The sequence below is a fragment of the Deinococcus apachensis DSM 19763 genome (assembly GCF_000381345.1).
Lineage (GTDB): Bacteria > Deinococcota > Deinococci > Deinococcales > Deinococcaceae > Deinococcus > Deinococcus apachensis.
The window spans coordinates 235,549-252,331 of sequence record NZ_KB906401.1 but is presented as its reverse complement, the minus strand read 5'-3'; the positions used below and the strand labels follow the sequence as shown (position 1 = coordinate 252,331).

At 67.6% G+C, this 16,783-nt stretch carries 14 protein-coding genes; 11 read left to right on the top strand and 3 right to left on the bottom strand.

Annotation, left to right across the window (positions count from 1 at the left end; translation table 11 throughout):
• The first annotated feature begins 19 nt into the window (after nt 1-19).
• Nucleotides 20-748, top strand: a complete 729-nt coding sequence (locus F784_RS22775; RefSeq protein ID WP_019586513.1) for a helix-turn-helix transcriptional regulator — start codon at nt 20-22, stop codon at nt 746-748.
• A gap of 112 nt (nt 749-860) precedes the next feature.
• The gene (locus F784_RS0109565) at nt 861-1,415 is read left to right on the top strand and encodes a dihydrofolate reductase family protein (RefSeq protein ID WP_019586512.1); all 555 of its coding nucleotides are present in this window, start codon (nt 861-863) and stop codon (nt 1,413-1,415) included.
• Between the two features lie 138 nt (nt 1,416-1,553).
• Here the strand turns inward: F784_RS0109565 and groL are convergent, their stop codons facing one another.
• Together groL and groES are read right to left on the bottom strand one after the other, a co-directional pair.
• The gene (gene groL / locus F784_RS0109560) at nt 1,554-3,194 is read right to left on the bottom strand and encodes a chaperonin GroEL (RefSeq protein WP_019586511.1); all 1,641 of its coding nucleotides are present in this window, start codon (nt 3,192-3,194) and stop codon (nt 1,554-1,556) included.
• A gap of 120 nt (nt 3,195-3,314) precedes the next feature.
• Nucleotides 3,315-3,602 (bottom strand): co-chaperone GroES, encoded by a 288-nt coding sequence (gene groES / locus F784_RS0109555; protein WP_019586510.1) that lies wholly within the window; start codon nt 3,600-3,602, stop codon nt 3,315-3,317.
• 273 nt (nt 3,603-3,875) lie between these two features.
• Between groES and F784_RS0109550 the strand changes: the two genes are divergently transcribed.
• Nucleotides 3,876-4,481 carry a GGDEF domain-containing protein gene (locus F784_RS0109550; RefSeq protein ID WP_019586509.1) on the top strand — a complete coding sequence of 202 codons (606 nt, stop codon included), beginning with the start codon at nt 3,876-3,878 and terminating at the stop codon, nt 4,479-4,481.
• Complete coding sequence (locus F784_RS0109545) at nt 4,478-5,161, top strand: nucleoside deaminase (protein ID WP_019586508.1); 684 nt, start codon at nt 4,478-4,480, stop codon at nt 5,159-5,161. The genes F784_RS0109550 and F784_RS0109545 overlap by 4 nt, the downstream gene beginning before the upstream one ends.
• A gap of 60 nt (nt 5,162-5,221) precedes the next feature.
• Here F784_RS0109545 and F784_RS0109540 read toward each other — a convergent pair whose 3' ends face one another.
• A complete protein-coding gene (locus tag F784_RS0109540; protein ID WP_019586507.1) occupies nt 5,222-5,764 on the bottom strand; it encodes a M23 family metallopeptidase in 543 nt (180 codons plus the stop codon).
• 63 nt (nt 5,765-5,827) lie between these two features.
• Here F784_RS0109540 and F784_RS0109535 point away from each other — a divergent pair, with 63 nt between their 5' ends.
• The 7 genes from F784_RS0109535 (at nt 5,828) to F784_RS0109505 (ending at nt 16,733) form a co-directional block, all read left to right on the top strand.
• Complete coding sequence (locus F784_RS0109535; protein WP_019586506.1) at nt 5,828-6,745, top strand: pseudouridine synthase; 918 nt, start codon at nt 5,828-5,830, stop codon at nt 6,743-6,745.
• Between the two features lie 43 nt (nt 6,746-6,788).
• Entirely contained in the window at nt 6,789-8,048 is a 1,260-nt protein-coding gene (locus F784_RS0109530) for a M16 family metallopeptidase (RefSeq protein ID WP_051086956.1), read from the top strand.
• Nucleotides 8,045-9,283 (top strand): M16 family metallopeptidase, encoded by a 1,239-nt coding sequence (locus tag F784_RS0109525; RefSeq protein ID WP_019586504.1) that lies wholly within the window; start codon nt 8,045-8,047, stop codon nt 9,281-9,283. The genes F784_RS0109530 and F784_RS0109525 overlap by 4 nt, the downstream gene beginning before the upstream one ends.
• Before the next feature lie 297 nt (nt 9,284-9,580).
• Nucleotides 9,581-11,689 (top strand): hypothetical protein, encoded by a 2,109-nt coding sequence (locus tag F784_RS0109520; protein WP_019586503.1) that lies wholly within the window; start codon nt 9,581-9,583, stop codon nt 11,687-11,689.
• 141 nt (nt 11,690-11,830) lie between these two features.
• Nucleotides 11,831-12,427, top strand: coding sequence for a hypothetical protein (locus F784_RS22770; protein ID WP_019586502.1), 597 nt, complete (start codon nt 11,831-11,833; stop codon nt 12,425-12,427).
• A 683-nt stretch (nt 12,428-13,110) separates the two neighbouring features.
• Nucleotides 13,111-14,580: a carboxypeptidase-like regulatory domain-containing protein gene (locus F784_RS0109510; protein ID WP_019586501.1), complete on the top strand. Its 1,470-nt coding sequence runs from the start codon at nt 13,111-13,113 to the stop codon at nt 14,578-14,580.
• Nucleotides 14,580-16,733, top strand: a complete 2,154-nt coding sequence (locus F784_RS0109505; RefSeq protein WP_019586500.1) for a S8 family serine peptidase — start codon at nt 14,580-14,582, stop codon at nt 16,731-16,733. Before F784_RS0109510 ends, F784_RS0109505 begins: the two co-directional genes overlap by 1 nt.
• Nucleotides 16,734-16,783: the final 50 nt, after the last annotated feature.

The window sequence follows — 16,783 nt, the reverse complement described above, 5'->3', positions numbered from 1 at the left end:
GGGCATACTGGCGGTGGTGATGGCATTCACGTCCGAGAGCCAGGTCCCCGGGTCCCCTCTGGTCGAATCGGTCTGGCGGGCTGAAAGTGAGCGGGCCGGGTCCTTCACCTCGCTCGCGGTGACCCGGTCGGAACTGGTGGTCACGCGCCAACGGGGAATGACGACTGTCGTGCTGCGCGGGCCGGAGAGCCGGGCGACCGCCGCGCACGTGCCTGCGGACGCGGAATTCTTCGGCATCACCTTCAAGCTCGGCGTCTTCGTCCCCGCGCTTCCGCCCGCGCACCTCCTCGACCGGCACGCGGTTCTGTCAGCCACGGGAGGCTCGTTCTGGCTGCACGACGAATCCCTCCCGATCCCGGACAGTCAGGACGCCGACGCCTTCGTCGACCGCCTCGTGCGCCTCGGGCTCCTGCGCTGCGAGCCGACTGTCGACCTCCTCTTGGGGCAGGAGCTGCCGAAGCGGCCCACCACCCTCCGCACCCTGCAACGGCGTTTTCTGCACGCCACCGGACTGTCGAGCCGCTCGGTCCTCATCATCGAGCGGGCGCGCCGGGCGGTGGCGCTGCTCCAGACCGGGGCCGCGATCCCGGATGTCGTTCACGACCTGGGGTACACGGACCAGCCACACCTCACCCGGGCGCTGCGGCACCTCGCCGGTCAGACTCCCGCGCGCATCGTCCAGGAGGTGTGGCCGCACTCGCCACTCAGTGTTCAGGAGTTGGGGCGGCAGGACCCGGCGCCTGAGTGAAGCGCGTACGGGGTGTCGTTCCGATACAAGACTTCAATTGCGTTCCCTTCCATACTGCTGATGTGGTGCTGGAGAACATATCCCCCGGTACGACGACAAAGGAGCGTGGATTATGCGAAAAATCATCGCGGTGGAATACCTGAGTCTGGACGGCATCATGAGCGATCCCATGTGGACCGCCCCTTACTTCAACGAGGAGTTGGGCGAGTTGCAGGACCGGTGGCTGTTTGGGAGCGACACGCTGCTGCTCGGCCGGGTGACCTACGAGGGCATGTCCGCGGCGTGGATGGCGAACACCGATGGTGACCGCTTCACGGGCCGCATCAACGCCCTGCCCAAGTATGTCGTCACCCGCACCTTGACCGACCTGACCTGGAACGCCGCGTCCCTCTCGGGCGACATTGCCGGGGAAGTCCGGGCATTGAAGCAGGGCGAGGGCGCCGACATCCTGATCTATGGCAGCGGCGTGCTTGTGCGTTCGCTGCTGGAGCACGGCCTGATCGACGAACTGCGCCTGATCGTCTGCCCGGTCGTGGTGGGCGAGGGGAGGCGCCTGTTCTCCCAGGAAAGCCGCGCCGCCTTTCAGTTGGCTGAGGTCAAGACGACCGCCACCGGGGTTGTGGTGCTGAGCTACCGGACCGAACCGTCGAGCGGCGCCAGCGCCTAACCGACCCCGAACCACAAGAACAAGCAGGCCGGAGCATCACGCTCCGGCCTGCTTGTTCCTGCGTTTTTGCTGGCTCCAGGCTCAGGGACGGCCCCTCGCCATTCTTGCCGCCTGCGACGCAGGAGTCCCTGCTCTTGGTTAGAAGTCCATCCCGCCCATGTCGGGGGAGCCGCCGCCCGCGGGGGCCGGAGCCGCCTTCTCGGGCTTGTCACTGACGATGGCTTCCGTCGTCAGGATCAGGGCGCCGATGCTCGCGGCGTTCTGGAGCGCGGTGCGGGTCACCTTGGCGGGGTCGACGATGCCCGCGGCGATCATGTCGTCCACGTACTCGCCCGTCGCGGCGTTGAAGCCGTAGCGGGGCGCCTGGCTGTTGACGACCGCGTTCACGACGACGCTGCCTTCCTCACCGGCGTTCGCGGCGATCTGGCGGGCGGGCTCCTCCAGGGCGCGGATCAGGATGCGCGCACCAGTGGCCTCGTCACCCTCCAGGCTCTCGGCAGCGCGGCGCACAGCGGGGATCACGCGCAGCAGCGTGGTGCCGCCGCCCGCGACGATGCCTTCCTCGACCGCCGAGCGGGCGGTGGACAGGGCATCCTCGTAGCGGTGCTTCTTCTCCTTGAGCTCGGTCTCGGTCGCCGCGCCGACGCGGATCACGGCCACGCCGCCCGCCAGCTTGGCGAGGCGCTCCTGGAGCTTCTCGCGGGCGTAGTCGGAGTCGGTGGTGTCGAGTTCGGCCTTGATCGCGTTCACGCGGGCGTCGATCTCGGCCTGGTTGCCCCGGCCATCGATGATCGTGGTCTCGTCCTTGGTGATGCGGATGCGGTTGGCGCGGCCCAGCATGTCCATGCCGACGTTCTCCAGGCGGTGGCCCAGGTCCTCGGAGACGACCTGACCACCGGTCACAGCGGCGATGTCGCGCAGCATCTCCTTCCGGCGGTCACCGAAGCCGGGGGCCTTCACGGCGGCGATGTTCAGCGTGCCGCGCAGCTTGTTCACGACCAGCGTGGCAAGGGCCTCGCCCTCCACGTCCTCGGCGATGATCAGCAGCGGACGGCCCGTCTGCGCGACCTTCTCCAGCACGGGGAGCAGGTCCTTGAGGGCGCTGATCTTCTTCTCGTTGATCAGGATGTAAGCGTCCTCCAGGACGGCCTCCATCTTGTCGGGGTTGGTGATGAAGTAGGGGTTGATGAAGCCCTTGTCGAACTGCATCCCCTCGACGACGTCCACCTCGGTGTCGAAGCTCTTCGACTCCTCAATGGTGATGACGCCTTCCTTGCCGACCTTGTCCATCGCGTTGGCGATTTCCTCGCCGACCTGGGGATCGTTGGCGGAGATGCCCGCGACCTTCTTGATCGCGTCGCTGTCCTCGACGGGCACGGCCTGCTGCTTGATCTCCTCGACCGCCACAGCGACGGCCTTGTCGATGCCGCGCTTCAGGGCGAGGGGGTTGGCGCCCGCAGCGACGTTGCGCAGGCCTTCCTTCACGATGGCCTGGCCCAGCACGGTGGCGGTGGTGGTGCCGTCACCCGTGATGTCGTTCGTCTTGGAGGCGATCTCCTTCAGGAGCTGGGCGCCGATGTTCTCGAGCTTGTCCTCCAGCTCAACTTCCTTGGCGACGGTCACGCCGTCCTTGGTGATCGTGGGGCTGCCGAACTTCTTCTCGATCACGACGTTGCGGCCGCGCGGCCCCAGGGTGACCTTGACGGCGTTGGCCACGGCGTTGACACCGCGTTCCAGGCTGCGGCGGGCGTTTTCTTCGAAGACGAGTTGCTTGGGCATGTGTTTCTCCTTCAGGGGGGCTGGCAGCGATCAGCTCTCAGCAGTCGGAAAAGAAGGACAGGGCATGAGCGGGAGCGTCAGCTTTTGCCACTGAAGGCCGAAAGCTGACGGCTGACCGCTTCACTCCACGATGGCGAGGATGTCGCGCTCGCTGAGGATCGAGTAGTTCTTGCCGTCCAGGTTGACTTCCGTGCCGCCGTACTTGGCGAAATACACGGTGTCGCCTTCCTTCACGTCCAGCGCGACGCGCGTCCCGTTGTCGAGCAGCTTGCCGTTGCCCACAGAAATGACTTTCCCGCGCTGGCTCTTTTCCTTCGCGGTGTCGGGGACAAACAGACCCCCGGCGGTCTTCTGCTCGGTTTCCTCGATGATCTCCACGAGAACGCGGTCGCCCAATGGTTTCAGCATAGATCTGTACCTCCTGTGAAATGAAGTAAGTGGAACGGACACCTCACCGGCTTACCCGGCAGTTTTTGCCGTTGCAGACGGAATCCTAGCCCCTCAGGCTCAAAAATGTCAACACCTGGAGTACAAGAATCTGAGTCTAAGACGCTCAAGCCGCACTGGGACGCCGCTTTCCCACCCCCAGTATTGCCGTAACAGTTCCGACATATATACAATGCATCTATATACCAGAGCGGAAAGCTGACCTTTTTCTGATTCCAGCAAGGAGAACCTGTCATGCCCCGTCCCAACATCCTCACCCGCCCGGCCTTCGGAGAGGCCTTTGAGGCCCTGAACGGCGCCCCGGTGACCCTGGCCGTCCTGGACCTCGACCATTTCAAGCAGCTCAACGACACGCTGGGCCATGCCGAGGGGGACCGGGTGCTGCGCGGGGTGGAGCGGCTGCTCTCGGGGAGTCTGCCCAGCGGCAGCATTGTGGGGCGGCTGGGGGGGGACGAGTACGCGGTCCTCCTGCCCGAGACCGCCGCCGAGACGGCCCTGATCCTCTTCGACGAGGTGATCAAGCACTTCCATATCCACCGCGACCCGCACTGGCCGCGCACCCTGGGCCTGAGTGTGGGTCTCGCAGCCCGCCCCGCCCACGCCCACACCTTCGCCCACCTGTCCCGCGCCGCCGACGAGGCGCTGCTGCGGGCCAAACGGGAAGGCCGCTCGCGGGCGTGCATCTACGTGGAGGGCAAGATGGTCCTGAAGAGCAACTACTACCCCAAGAGCCAACTGGAGCGGCTGACCAAGCTCTCGGGGGCGCTGGGCCGGACGGAGGCGTCCCTGCTGCGGGAAGCGCTCGACAGCCTGATTGAGCGGTACCGGGAGGCGTTGTGAAGCGGGAAGTGGACAAAAGTGAGTGGGTAGTGGAAGGGGCACACACCTCACTGACCACGAGCCACTTCCCCCTGACGAGCGGCTGGCACGCGGCCCTTTCCGAAGCCTGGACCGCCTACTGCCATGGCTCCTATCCCATCGGTGCGGTCGTGGTGGATGGGACAGGGCAGGTGATCGCGCGGGGGCGTAACCGACTGGGGGAGCCGCGGGGAGTGGCGGGCGTTATCAGCGGGCACGAGTTGGCGCACGCGGAGATCAACGCCCTGCTCGCCCTGCCCCATACGGAGCCCCCCGAGGTCCGCACCTGGACGCTCCTGACAACCGTGCAGCCCTGCCCGCAGTGCGCCGGGGCGCTCGCCATGAGCGGGCTGCGGGCGCTGGAGTACGCGGCCCCCGACCCCTGGGCGGGCTCGACCCACATCCTGACGCACGACCCCTACGTGTCGCGCAAAGGCATCCGGGTGGGCCAGGCGCCGGAGCCCGTGCAGCGACTGGCGCTCCGCCTCGCCCTCGTCGGCTTTGTGGGAGAGGGATACCACCCGGACGGTCCCTTTCTGAAGAGCTTCGCGGAGTACACCGAGGACCTGGCGCACGCGGCGGGACTCCATCAGGCGGGCACCCTGCGCGCCCTGCTGAACCGGGGCGCTGGCCTGGCTGAGGTGCTGGGGGTCCTGGCGTGAGGTCAATGCGGCAGCCCAACCCAATCACCGGGATGAACCAGACGCCCTACCTGACGGGGCTCACTCCTGCCGCAGCAGCGGGTACGGATTGATTGCCCCAGTCGGGGTGTAAATCCCGTAGTGCAGGTGCGTCGGCGTCCCCCTGGCATTGCCGCTGTCCCCCACATAGCCCACGACTGTCCCGGCCTCGATCCACTCCCCCTCCTTCAAGTCGGCGTAACGGTCGAGGTGCGCGTAGTAGTGCCGCTGCCCGCCGGGGCCGAGCACCATCACCGTGCGCCCGCCCAACCGGTTCTCGCCTACATTCAGAACGAGGCCACGGGTGGTAGCCCGAATCGGCGTGCCGCGCGGCGCAAAGATGTCCACCCCCTCGTGGCGGCGGCCCCCCTCGCGCGCCCCACCCCAGGTGTCCACGAACCGCTGGCCGGGCAGGGGGTTGGGCAGGCTTCCCGCCGCCGGAACCGGGGCCGAGAGCAGCGCCGCGTAGCGCCGGGCATTCTCAATGGAGGGCCACAGCAGATACAGGACGCCCGCCAGAAGCGCCAGAACGGCGGCGAGAACCACGGGTCGGCGGAGCAGGCGGGCGGGGCGGCGCGGGCGCACCTATTCAGGATGGGGCGTGGCCATGAGAGCTGGGACTCCACCTCCAGCCGCTAGCCTACGAACATGGCCCTCAACGACGGCTATACCTACCGCGAGGAACTGGGGGGCCGGGCGCGGGGCCTGACCGTCCTTGCCTACCTGACGCGCCGCTACGGGCATTCGGACGAGCGCGAGTGGCAGGCCCGGCTGGACCGGGGCGAGGTCCGCCTGGACGGCGAGGTGGCGCACGGAAGCGAGGTTCTGCGCCCCGGCCAGCGGCTCGAATGGCGGCGCCCCCCCTGGCACGAGGAGGAGGCGCCGCTGGAATACGAACTCATTTACCGGGACGCGGAACTTCTGGCGGTCAGTAAGCCGAGCGGGCTCCCTACCCTGCCGGGCGGTGGCTTCTTGAACCACACATTGCTGAGCGTGGTTCGCCGTAACTTCCCGGAGGCCACCCCGCTGCACCGTCTGGGACGCGGCACCTCCGGTCTGGTGCTGTTCGCGCGCACCGCCGGGGCCGCCTCCTTTCTGGCGGAAGCCTGGCGCAACGGGGAGGTGCGGAAGCGCTACCGAGCCCTCGCGTCTGGCTTGGCCGAGCAGGACTCGTACACCATCACCACCCCCATCGGCCCCGTGCCGCACCCCTGGCTGGGCAACGTATTCGCGGCAAGCCCAGCGGGCAAACCATCCCTCAGCGAGGCGCAGGTGCTGGAACGCCGCCCGGACCAGGACCAGACGTTGTTCGGGGTGGACATTCCCACCGGGCGCCCGCATCAGATTCGCATTCACCTCGCCTCGGCTGGGCATCCGCTCGTCGGCGACCCGCTGTACGCGTCTGGCGGGTTGCCCCGGGCCGATCTGCCGGGCCTGCCGGGGGACGGCGGGTACCTGCTCCATGCCGAGAGGCTGGTCTTCCCCCACCCCCGGACGGGCGGGCTTTTGACCCTGCGCGCCCCGCCCCCGCCGGAGTTGTTGGCTGCGGACGAACCTCCCCCGTGACCTGGCTCCCGGTGTTGTCCCCACATGGCGCTACAATCCCCCGGTGACGATTGTGGCCGCGCCCCAGGCGCATGTGTGGACCCTGGAGGGGGGCCTGACCCTGGCGTTCGAGCGCCGCCCGGGGCCGGGGTTCGCGCTCGACCTGCGCGTTCCGGTGGGCAGCGCGCACGACCCGGTAGGGCAGGAGGGCTCGGCGGGCGTGCAGGAGGAGTGGCTCTACAAGGGGGCCGGGGACCGGGACGCGCGGGGCCTCCAGGACGCGCTCGACGACCTGGGCCTGCGCCGCAGCGGTGGCGTCGGCCCCGAGGCGACCCGCTTTGGCGTCAGCGGCCTGACGGCGGATCTCCCCGCCGCCCTGCGACTGATCGCCGACCTGCTGCGGCGCCCGGCCCTCCCACCGGGGGAACTGCCCGTCCTAACCGACCTCGCGCGGCAGGACCTGGAGGGGCTGGAGGACAGCCCGCCCGACCTGCTCGCGGTGGAGGCCCGGCGGCTGGCCTTTCCCCGCCCCCCGGCGTCCCCTTTCGCGGGCTACGCGCATCCCGCGAGCGGCACACCGGAGGGCCTCTCAAACCTGAGCGTGGACGGCCTGTGCGCCTTTTTCGCCCGTTACGGCACCCGGGGCAGCGTCCTCGGCGTGGTGGCCGACGCCGAGCCCGGGGAGGTGCGCTCGTTGGTTGAGCGGATCTTCGCCGGGTGGGGTGCGGGAGAGGCCGAGGTTGTGCCCGCCGACTTCCGCCCTGGCCTGCACGCCCACGTCCCGCACGAGGAGGCCGAGCAGACGCACCTCAGCGTGACGGCGCCGGGGGTCTCGCCACGCAGCCCTGACTGGCTGGCCTGGCAGCTCGCCCTGACCGCGCTTTCGGGCGGCAGCGCGAGCCGCCTCTTCCACGCGGTGCGGGAGGAGCGCGGGCTGGCGTACAGCGTCAGCGCGTCGCCCGTCCTGCTGGGGGGACGCGGCTTCCTGTCGGCCTACGCAGGGAGCACGCCCGAGCGGGCCCCCGAGACGCTGGAGGTCGTGCTCGCCGAACTCGCCCGGCTGCCGCGGGGCCTGACGGACGCTGAGTTCGAGCGGGCCAGGGCGGGCCTGACCGCCAGCGTCGTGTTCGGCGCCGAGAGCCTGCGCGCCCGCGCGGCGGGGCTGACCCGCGATCTGGCCGTCTTCGGCCGGGTTCGTCCAGTGGCGGAATTGCGTGCCGGACTGGCGGCCCTCACCCTGGAGCGGGTGAACGGCTTCCTGGCCGGGTACGACCCCGCCCCGGCAGTGACCGTCGTGACCCTCGGCCCCGGGGAGGCCACGTGACGTCCCCCACCCTGAAGCGCACCCTGCCCAACGGCCTGACCCTCCTCCTCGAACCGGACCCCGGGGCGCAGACGGTCGCCGCCGGGTACTTCGTGGCGACCGGGGCGCGCGACGAGCGCCGGGAGGAGATGGGGGCCTCGCACTTCCTGGAACACCTGCTGTTCAAGGGGTCGGAGCGGCTGAGTGCTGCCGAGCTGAACGAGCGGCTGGACGAACTCGGCGGCCACGCCAACGCCTTCACGGGCGACGAGGCGACCGTCTACCACGCCGCGACCCTGCCCGAGCAAGCGCCCGAACTGATGGACACGCTGACCGAACTTATGCGCCCCGCACTGCGCCCCGCCGACATCGAGCCCGAGCGCGACGTGATCCTGGAAGAAATCGCCATGTACGCCGAGCAGCCCGCCGTGCGTGTGGCCGACGAGCTGCGGGCCGACTACTGGGGTGGGAATCCGCTGGGGCATTCGGTCCTGGGGACGCCCGAGACGGTGCGGGCGCTGACCCGGGAGGCTTTGGCGCGCAATCACCGCGAACGCTACGGGGCGGACCGGGTGACGCTGGCGGTCGTGGGCGCCTTCGACCCGGAATGGGTGCTCGCCTGGGCGGGGGAGGAGTTGCGGGGTTGGCCCGCCGGGGCTCCGCGTCCGCCCGCTGAGCCAGCCCCCATTCCGCCCGCGCCCGGCACCGTCCGCACCATCCGGGACGACCGTCTGGCCCGCGTGCAGGTCGCGCTCGCCCTGCCCGGCCTCCCTGCCGCCCACCCGCTGCGCGAGGCCGCCGTGGTGCTGGCCGAACTCGTCGGCGGTGAGAACGGGCTGCTGTACTGGGCGCTGCTCGACACCGGGCTGGCCGACTCCGCCGACCTCGCCCACCTGGAATTCCGCGACGTGGGCACCTTCGAGGGCGGCTTCTCCTGCGACACCGAACGGGCACAGGCGGTGCTGGACGCCTACCTGGCCGTCCTGGCGGGCGTGCCGGAGACGCTAACTGAAACCACCGTGCGCCGCGCCGCGCGCAAGCTGGCGGTCGGCAACCTGCTCCGCGCCGAGACCCCACAGGGCCGTCTCTTCGCGCTGGGCATGGAACACCTTGCGCTGGGGCGGCCCCTGTCTACAGACGAACTCGTGGACCGTGCCGCGCGGGTGACCTTGGAAGACGTGCGGGCCGTCCTCGACCTCTGCCCGCTGACCCGGCCCACGGTCGTCGCACTGGGACCGGGCATTGAAGTGACCTGAAGCACTCCCCAGCCCCTTTTTAGCCGGAGCTGGGGGAGAACGGTCAGAAGTGCGGTGGGGGAGGGAACGACCAGGTCGGGCTGCGGCCAGAAGAGGTTGGGCGGGGTCCTGGGTTGATCAAGAGGCAGGAGAAGCAGGTCTCCGGGGGCCGTGAATCCCATGAGTCCCGTGTGAAGCGTGTCCTAGTCCCAAAACACACCTTTTCTGCCTGTCTGTACGTACACAGTGTGGGGTACAGAAACACTCTGTGGCACCGTCCGCGCTTGCCCGTCCTCGTCTCACCCTTCCGGAGCCAGCATGAATGCAAAAGCCGTCGGTCTCGCCCTGCTCAGCGCCAGCCTGCTTGTTGCCTGTGGCGGCGGCACACCCCCTACGGAAGACCCCGATTCATTCGGGCAGCTCGGAACCCTCCAGCCGGGCGCGCGGGCCACGATCAAGCAGAAACTCCGGATTAACATCGTGAATATCGGGTACAGGTCCACCCTGCCGGGCCAGGTGGCCGGACCGCGCGACCTGAACTTCGAGTCGATGCGCCAGGAGTTGCCCGACACGTACCAGACCATCAACCGCTATCCCAGCTACTACGGCAACAAGGAACTGAGCGGGAACGACTTCGAGTTCGAGTACAACTACGTGGACGCCGGGCAGGCCTTCGAGGACGCGTTCTTCACCTTCCTGGGCCAGAACGGCGCCGAGAAGTCCGTCGAACGCGACGGCGTGAAGTACCTGAACATTTCCTCGGCAGCCTACAACTGCCAGAGTGCGGACCAACAGAACGTGTTGAAATCCTTCCGCCCCGAGGGTGAGGACACGCCCGTGTACGGCTGCCCCCGGCCTGCGGGCAACATCGCCCGGCAGGTCACCGGCAATTTCGAGATCGACGGCGCGAAGGTGGAGCAGTGGCTGGCGGACAACGCGGGCCAGATCGGTGTGGACACCACCGAGTACACCGTGTTTCTCATCAACTGGTATAACCGGCCCGACTTCAAGTTCCACAGCTACAGTCATGAGCGGCCGGAGGCGATCGAAACCGACACCCAGGTCAACTTCGGTGCCCGCAGCAGTCGGCGCACCGTCGCCTGGGGCGGCACACCGGGGGCCGATCAGGGCCAGGCCCGCCGCGTATGGTTCTACGATCAGTCGGCCAACCCTGACTACTGGAGCGACGCGTGGAACATCACCGACAGTGATGTGGACGGCGACAAGATTTATGACAAGCGGATGCCACCCATCTGGGAGTACGGCACCCGCAAGGCCAGCGTGGCCTACGCCGAGAAGATCAGCGCGGACCTGGGCAAGGTGGTGCGGTACGTCGCCATCAACCTGCTGTTCACGCCCAGCCCGCTTTACCGCGTGTCCCTCACGCCGCCCGACATGCCCGAGCACATCAACCTGGACATCGCGCTGGAGCAGGGGACGGGCGCTGTGGCGGGAGAGAAAGTGATTCAGGGCCAGGTGGCCCAGGACAGGCTGACGCCCCTGAACCCCTTCGTGCAGTGGAGCCACACGCAGCGTGAAACCGCGTTGACGGGCGATCTGGCCGACGCCTACCGCTGCTTCTTCCCGCTACCCACCGACGACGCCTGCTCGCCCGACTTCGCCGACGCCACCGGGGAGCGGTTCTTCCAACTGGCCCTCCAGGAAATCCGCCAGCGTGCCCAGGCCACCCCTAACCAGTACAACATCCCTACCTACCTATTCAATGACAGTGATCCCAAGACGCCGAACGCGGGGCTGCTCGGCCGGGCCATCAATGAAGGGGTGACCGGTACCCAGGCCATGACCCTGAACTTCCTGACCCCGGCCCTGAATGCCGCGGGCTACGGCTTCACCGACACAGTGGTCCACGAGTCGGGGCATCACCTCAGCCAGTCGCACCCCCACGACGGCTATGACAGTGAGCGCGACGAGGATTACGGCCCCAGCGGCGACACGAGATTCGCCGACATTGGCGACGAGGTCAGTAGCGTCATGAGCTACAACAACCTCGCCAAGACCTTCGGCCAATTCAACCTGGACGCCCAGTACCGTGACCTGACCACGGCGTACCTGACCAATGCCAACGCCATTCTCGCGCTCACTCGGAGCGCCGGAAAGGTCGCGGATGTCCGCAGTGCCGCTCAGGGGGCCGACCAGACTTTCAGGTCGGCGGTCAACGCCTACAACGCCCGGCAGTACCGCGCGGCGGCTGACCTGGCCCATCAGGGCTACCGAGCCGTGCTGGATGCGGCACGCGCTGCTGGGGTCAGCGTTGAGGGTTACCGGTGGTACGACCGTTTGGGGCCGCTGTCCACCCAGGCCGCTACCGCCCGTCCTCGCGCGGTCAACCACATGCGCCCGGTTCAGGGGCCGACCCTGCGTCCCGAGGAAACGCCTGCACAGCGGGCCAAGCGTCTGGCTCCCTGAGCGGACCCCGCCTGCCGTGGAACCCTGTGAAAATCAGGGTTCCATCTGCTCTGTCGGCAGACCGGGAGGTCAGAATGCCGTCACCCCTGCCGCTGATCCTTGCCGTGTGGCCCCTCGTCAAGCCGCTGACCGGAGAAGATTATGCTGTTGAAACGCATCCGGGCCCGTCATGTCATGACGCTGACCCTGCTGGCCCTGCTGACAGGGGCGGCAGCGACCCGAGTTCTGCCCGGCTCACCTCTCGGTCCTGTGCCGTCTCAGCCGGTCAGGACAGGCGCCGTGCCTGAGCCGACCTCCTGGGAGCCGCCCACCTTCGAGTTGCTGGTAACCGTGCGCGCCCTAGCTGAACTCGCCCAGAGGGACGTGCGGGTTTTCACGGCCGCGTCATCCGCCCAACTTACCCGCGTTCTCGAACCCCTGGAGCGGCAGCGTCGCCTAACGCCCGCTCAGGCGGAGGCTACTCTGGACGCCATCGCCCGTGCCCTAGGGAGCAGTGGGCAGCGGCAGCTCCAGGAGGCCCGGGTAAGGCTGGATACGCAGGTCCACATGCAGCTCGCCAGCAGCCGGTACGCGCGCGGAGATGACGTTCTCGACATGGCGACCTTCCGCCTGGCCCTGCTAGTTCCTGGCGGCCAGGCCACAGTGGCTGCTGTGAATCGTGACCCCGAGTTCAACCCCTTCCTGCGAGGCGCTCCCGCCGCCACCCTGAAAAAGTTAATGCTCTCGTTGAGGCGCTGAGCTGTCTCCAGAGGGAACCGCAGAACCTGGAACAGCCGCGCTGGACGGGATGGCTGATATTCCTGCTTGACGCGAGGGTCGCTGGGGTTGACGTCGGCCAGCCGATCAGCTTGTCACGGGCCTCCTCAGCACGGGTGGTGGGGACAGTGACACCAACTTAGAGGCGACCCCGGCCAGAATCCGCACCACCCGTTTCTCGATATGAAGCGGCGGGCTGGGACGATCAGCAGATCAACCGTGACCCTTGAGTAGCTCAGGAGGCAGGGGCAGAAGCCGCCGCCTCTGCTCTTTCATTGTTGTGGGAAGCCCCCGAGCTGACGTCCCGTGACTTCAACGTGACCTCCTCACCGCCGCGCTCCCAAAAAGAAGCCCCAGAAGTCGACGACAATCCGCTTATGAGAAAGCGGCGAATTCTTGCGCTTCGTAAAGGTGGCCGATATGATGCCTCTCACCGGAAAAGCGCCCAGGACGCCTTGGGCCGTTCATCTCTCCTTTTCAGCCTCACGGCGAGCCCGTGATGCTGTCTATCATCCGGTATTCAAGGAGTTCACATGAAACCACATCGGAGTCTGTCGCTCGCACTACTCACGGGTTTGCTCCTTTCCGCGTGTGGAGGTGGTGGTGAAGGTCCCAACCCGCCTCCTGCCGGTGACACGAGCGTTGTCGGTACGGGCAGCAGCAGCGTGGCCGGTTACCTCGCCAACTCCCAGGGCGGGGCGCTCGTGCCGAGCAGCGCCGTCACGGTCGAGAATGCGAGTGGCGGCGTCATTGCCACAGGCACGACCGACGCGAGCGGCAAGTTCACCCTCAAGCTCGATCCGGGTGTGTACAACGTCAGCTTTAAAAAGGAGGGCTACGCGGCCTCCCGGATTGAGGGCTTGCGGGTTACCGGTGGCACGAACGCTCCTCTGAACGCCATTCAGCGCAACGCCTTTGCGACGACGCTGCCGGTGAACGCGCCCAAGCTGGACGTGAAGTACCTGGTGGGCGCCGATGCTAAGGCCTTCGGCAATGACCCGGCCACCGCCGCCCAGTTCGCCGCGAGTGCGGGCGTGCCGGTCCAGGTGACGGCCACCGCCGCCGATCCTGCCAACAGCCCCAACCTCATCTACACGGCGGTAGGCGGGGTTCCTGGCAGCGGCGTGTTCGGGGCGCGGGCGCTGTTCACGAACGATCCCAAGAACACCACCGTCACGACGACCGCGACGCTGGCGGGCAACACCCTACGCGGGGTGCGCGGCCCCACCGAGCTGTACGTTGTGGTCTACGACAGCAACGAGAACCGCACCGAGCGCCGCATCCCCATTGTCATCACCGACGACAAGCCCAACGACGTCGCGCTCACCAGCATCCAGGACCCCAAGGCGCTCGCCATCACCCTCTCGCAGAAGATCGGCTACTACAGTCCCATCCGGCCCACGGGCGCGCCCGCCGAGCAGAGCACCCTCACTGTGGACCTGACCTGGAATTACGCGGGCGGTGTGCAGGGGAACCCGCTGGGTGTGCGGGTGTGGACGAGTGACGACGGCAACACCTTCCGCCTGCTCAAGACCGTGCAGGGAAGCGCGCGCTCCATCAAGGACGGCAGCGCCAGCCTAGAGGTCGGCAAGAAGGTTTACTACCAGCTTGAGGCGTTCAACTCCACCGCGAGCATCCGCAGCGACGTGTTCAGCACCACCCCGCTCGACAGCTTCACCCTGAGTGACCTGACGCCCGCCGACGGCAGCAAGGACGTGTCGCGCACCCCCACGATTTCCTGGAACGTGTCCAAGAAGGTCGGGGACTACCGCCAGTTCTACGTGATGGTGAACGACTACCCGCAGCAGAGCGCCAATTGCTTCTGGGGGAACGTGCTGTGTACCCTCGACAAGAAGGACAACCTCTTCAGTGACGACGGCAGCACGGCCGCGCTTAAGAACACCGGGAACACCTACTCGGTGGAGTTCAACGCCAACGGTAAGGCGCTGCTCGACAAGCTCGAAAGCCGCCACGGCTACACCCTGGATGTGTCGGCAGCAGCCTTCAGCAAGAGCGGGGACGCCGTGAGCATCGCGCACGACTACTGGTCGATCTTCTACGCGCTGGACACCTGCAACTTCGGCGGCCCGGTCTGCGAGGGTCAGGTCAGCAACTTCACCACGGGAGACAACTGATGAACAAGCGCCTCACCCTCGCCAGTCTCAGTGCCGGTCTGCTGCTCGCGGCCTGCGGCACCGCGCCGCGGCCCGAAGCAAGCGCCCCGTCCCCCGACGCCGCGGCCTCTCTCCGCCAGGAACTGAGCGGCAAGGCCCGGCTCAGCGCGGTCCTGGGCCAGACCCTGCCGGACGCCGCCGCCCTCGCCAAGACCGGCAGCGAGGGCGACACCACCCAGGAACTGGTGATCGGCTACGCGGACCGCGCCTTCGTGGACCGCCTCGCTGCCCACCTGGGGGCGCAGGTCCGTGACGACATTCCCCAGCTCCGGCTGGCCCTGCTCGTGCTGCCCGAGAACCTCAGCGTGAAGCGCGCGGCGGCGGTGCTGATGGGCCGCCCCGTCAGCGGCCTGCGCTACGCCGAGGCCAACGGCCACGCAGGCGAGCTGCCCAAGCTGCCGAAGGGCGGGAGCCTGGTGAGCCAGAGCCTCACCCCCCAGGCGGACAGCGACCCCCTGAGCATCAAGCAGTGGTGGATCAAGCAGATCGGGGCCGATCAGGTGCGCGGCATCTCGACCGGCGCGGGCGTCACCGTCGCAGTGATCGACGACGACTTCGACCGCCTGCACGAGGACCTCAAGGCCGAGGACAAGATCGTGACGGGCTACGACACGAGCAACGGCAAGGAACTCAAGCCTACCGATCCGCTGACCAGCGGCTCGCACGGTAGTGGCTCGGCGGGCACCATCGCCGAGCGGCTGGGCAACGGCGTGGGCGGCGCGGGCGTGGCCCCCGACGCGATCCTGATGCCCATCCGCATCTTCACCGAGGAGGGCTACACCAGCGACTTCGGGGTGGCGAAGGGCTTCGTGTTCGCGGTGGACAACGGCGCGCAGGTGCTGAACAACTCCTGGGGCGGTGGCGGCTACACCCAGGTCCACAAAGACGCAGTGGACTACGCCCTGAGCAAGAACCGGGTCGTCGTCGGGTCGGCAGGCAACGACAACGCCAACCAGTTCACCGGTCTCAGCGCGTACACCGGCGTGATCAACGTCGGGGCGAGCGCGGGCGACGACCGCAGGGCCAGCTTCAGCAACTGCGGACCCCAGGTGGACGTCTTCGCCCCTGGTGACCAGGGCCTAACGACCTACATCAACGAGGCCCTGAAGTCCCCGGCCCGCGAGTCGAGCTACGGCCTCTTCAACGGCACGAGCATGGCGGCCCCGGTGATCTCGGGCGCGGCGGCGCTGCTGCTGCAACTGAACAAGAACCTCACGCCGTACCAGGTCAGGAAGCTGCTGTCGAGTACGGGCGACCCCATGAACCCCGATCAGTACCCCTGCGTCCAGGGCTTCAAGCGGGTGAACGTGAAGGCGGCTCTGGCGGCCCTCCAGGCCGGGCAGGTTCCGGCGGACGGCGGCGCGGTGGAGGTGCGGATTGCTGACATCTCCGAGGGCTCGCCCATCTCGGGCACGGACGTGATCCTCACGCCGCTGGAGGGCCAGAACAAGGGCCTGAACTACTTCGGGCGCACGGGCAATGGCCAACTGGAGGCCAGCGCCAAAACCGAGTTCTCCGGCGTGGCCCGCTTCTTCGGCGTCGAGCCGGGCCGCTACCGCGTGAGCGTAGCCGGACCCAGCGTGAACGAGTGGGGCGGCACCCGCGACAGCATCGTGGGCGAGATCACCGTGGCGTCCGGCAAGACGCTGGACCTGGGCTACGCCCACCAAGTCGATTTCTACGAGTACAGCGTCGTGAACAAGACGCTCCAGCGCAACAACAGCCAGGCGACGGCCACCGACTTGACGAGCATTCCGGCGTCGGCCTTTGCGGACGGCCTGCTCTTCGGCGGCGCCTTCGACAGTGCGAACTTCGTGTATGCCGACCCGGTCACGGGACCCGATGTGGACTACCTGAAGTTCAACGTGGGTGCAGGTCAAACGCTCACCGTGAAGGGCTACGCCGCCCTGCTGGGGTCGAAGGCCAACGTGAAGGTGGACCTCCTGAACGCCAGCGGCGTGGTGGTCGCGGCGGGCAAGGCGATTGCGGGCACGGTGGACAGCCTCGCCAGCTTCAAGGCGCCCACCGCCGGGGTCTACACCGTCCGCTTCACCAACGCGACGCAGAACGAGGGGCTGGGAGCCTTCTACACCAGCGTCGTGACCATCCAGTAATTCAGGGGCAAGCGGGTGGGGCGGGGGCTGCGGCTTCCGCCCCTCTTCTA

Coding starts and splice junctions, on each gene's coding strand:
- F784_RS22775 (WP_019586513.1), top strand. CDS start 20: ATGGCATTCACGTCCGAGAGCCAGGTCCCCGGGTCCCCTCTGGTCGAA.
- F784_RS0109565 (WP_019586512.1), top strand. CDS start 861: ATGCGAAAAATCATCGCGGTGGAATACCTGAGTCTGGACGGCATCATG.
- groL (WP_019586511.1), bottom strand. CDS start 3,194: ATGCCCAAGCAACTCGTCTTCGAAGAAAACGCCCGCCGCAGCCTGGAA.
- groES (WP_019586510.1), bottom strand. CDS start 3,602: ATGCTGAAACCATTGGGCGACCGCGTTCTCGTGGAGATCATCGAGGAA.
- F784_RS0109550 (WP_019586509.1), top strand. CDS start 3,876: ATGCCCCGTCCCAACATCCTCACCCGCCCGGCCTTCGGAGAGGCCTTT.
- F784_RS0109535 (WP_019586506.1), top strand. CDS start 5,828: ATGGCCCTCAACGACGGCTATACCTACCGCGAGGAACTGGGGGGCCGG.
- F784_RS0109520 (WP_019586503.1), top strand. CDS start 9,581: ATGAATGCAAAAGCCGTCGGTCTCGCCCTGCTCAGCGCCAGCCTGCTT.
- F784_RS22770 (WP_019586502.1), top strand. CDS start 11,831: ATGCTGTTGAAACGCATCCGGGCCCGTCATGTCATGACGCTGACCCTG.
- F784_RS0109505 (WP_019586500.1), top strand. CDS start 14,580: ATGAACAAGCGCCTCACCCTCGCCAGTCTCAGTGCCGGTCTGCTGCTC.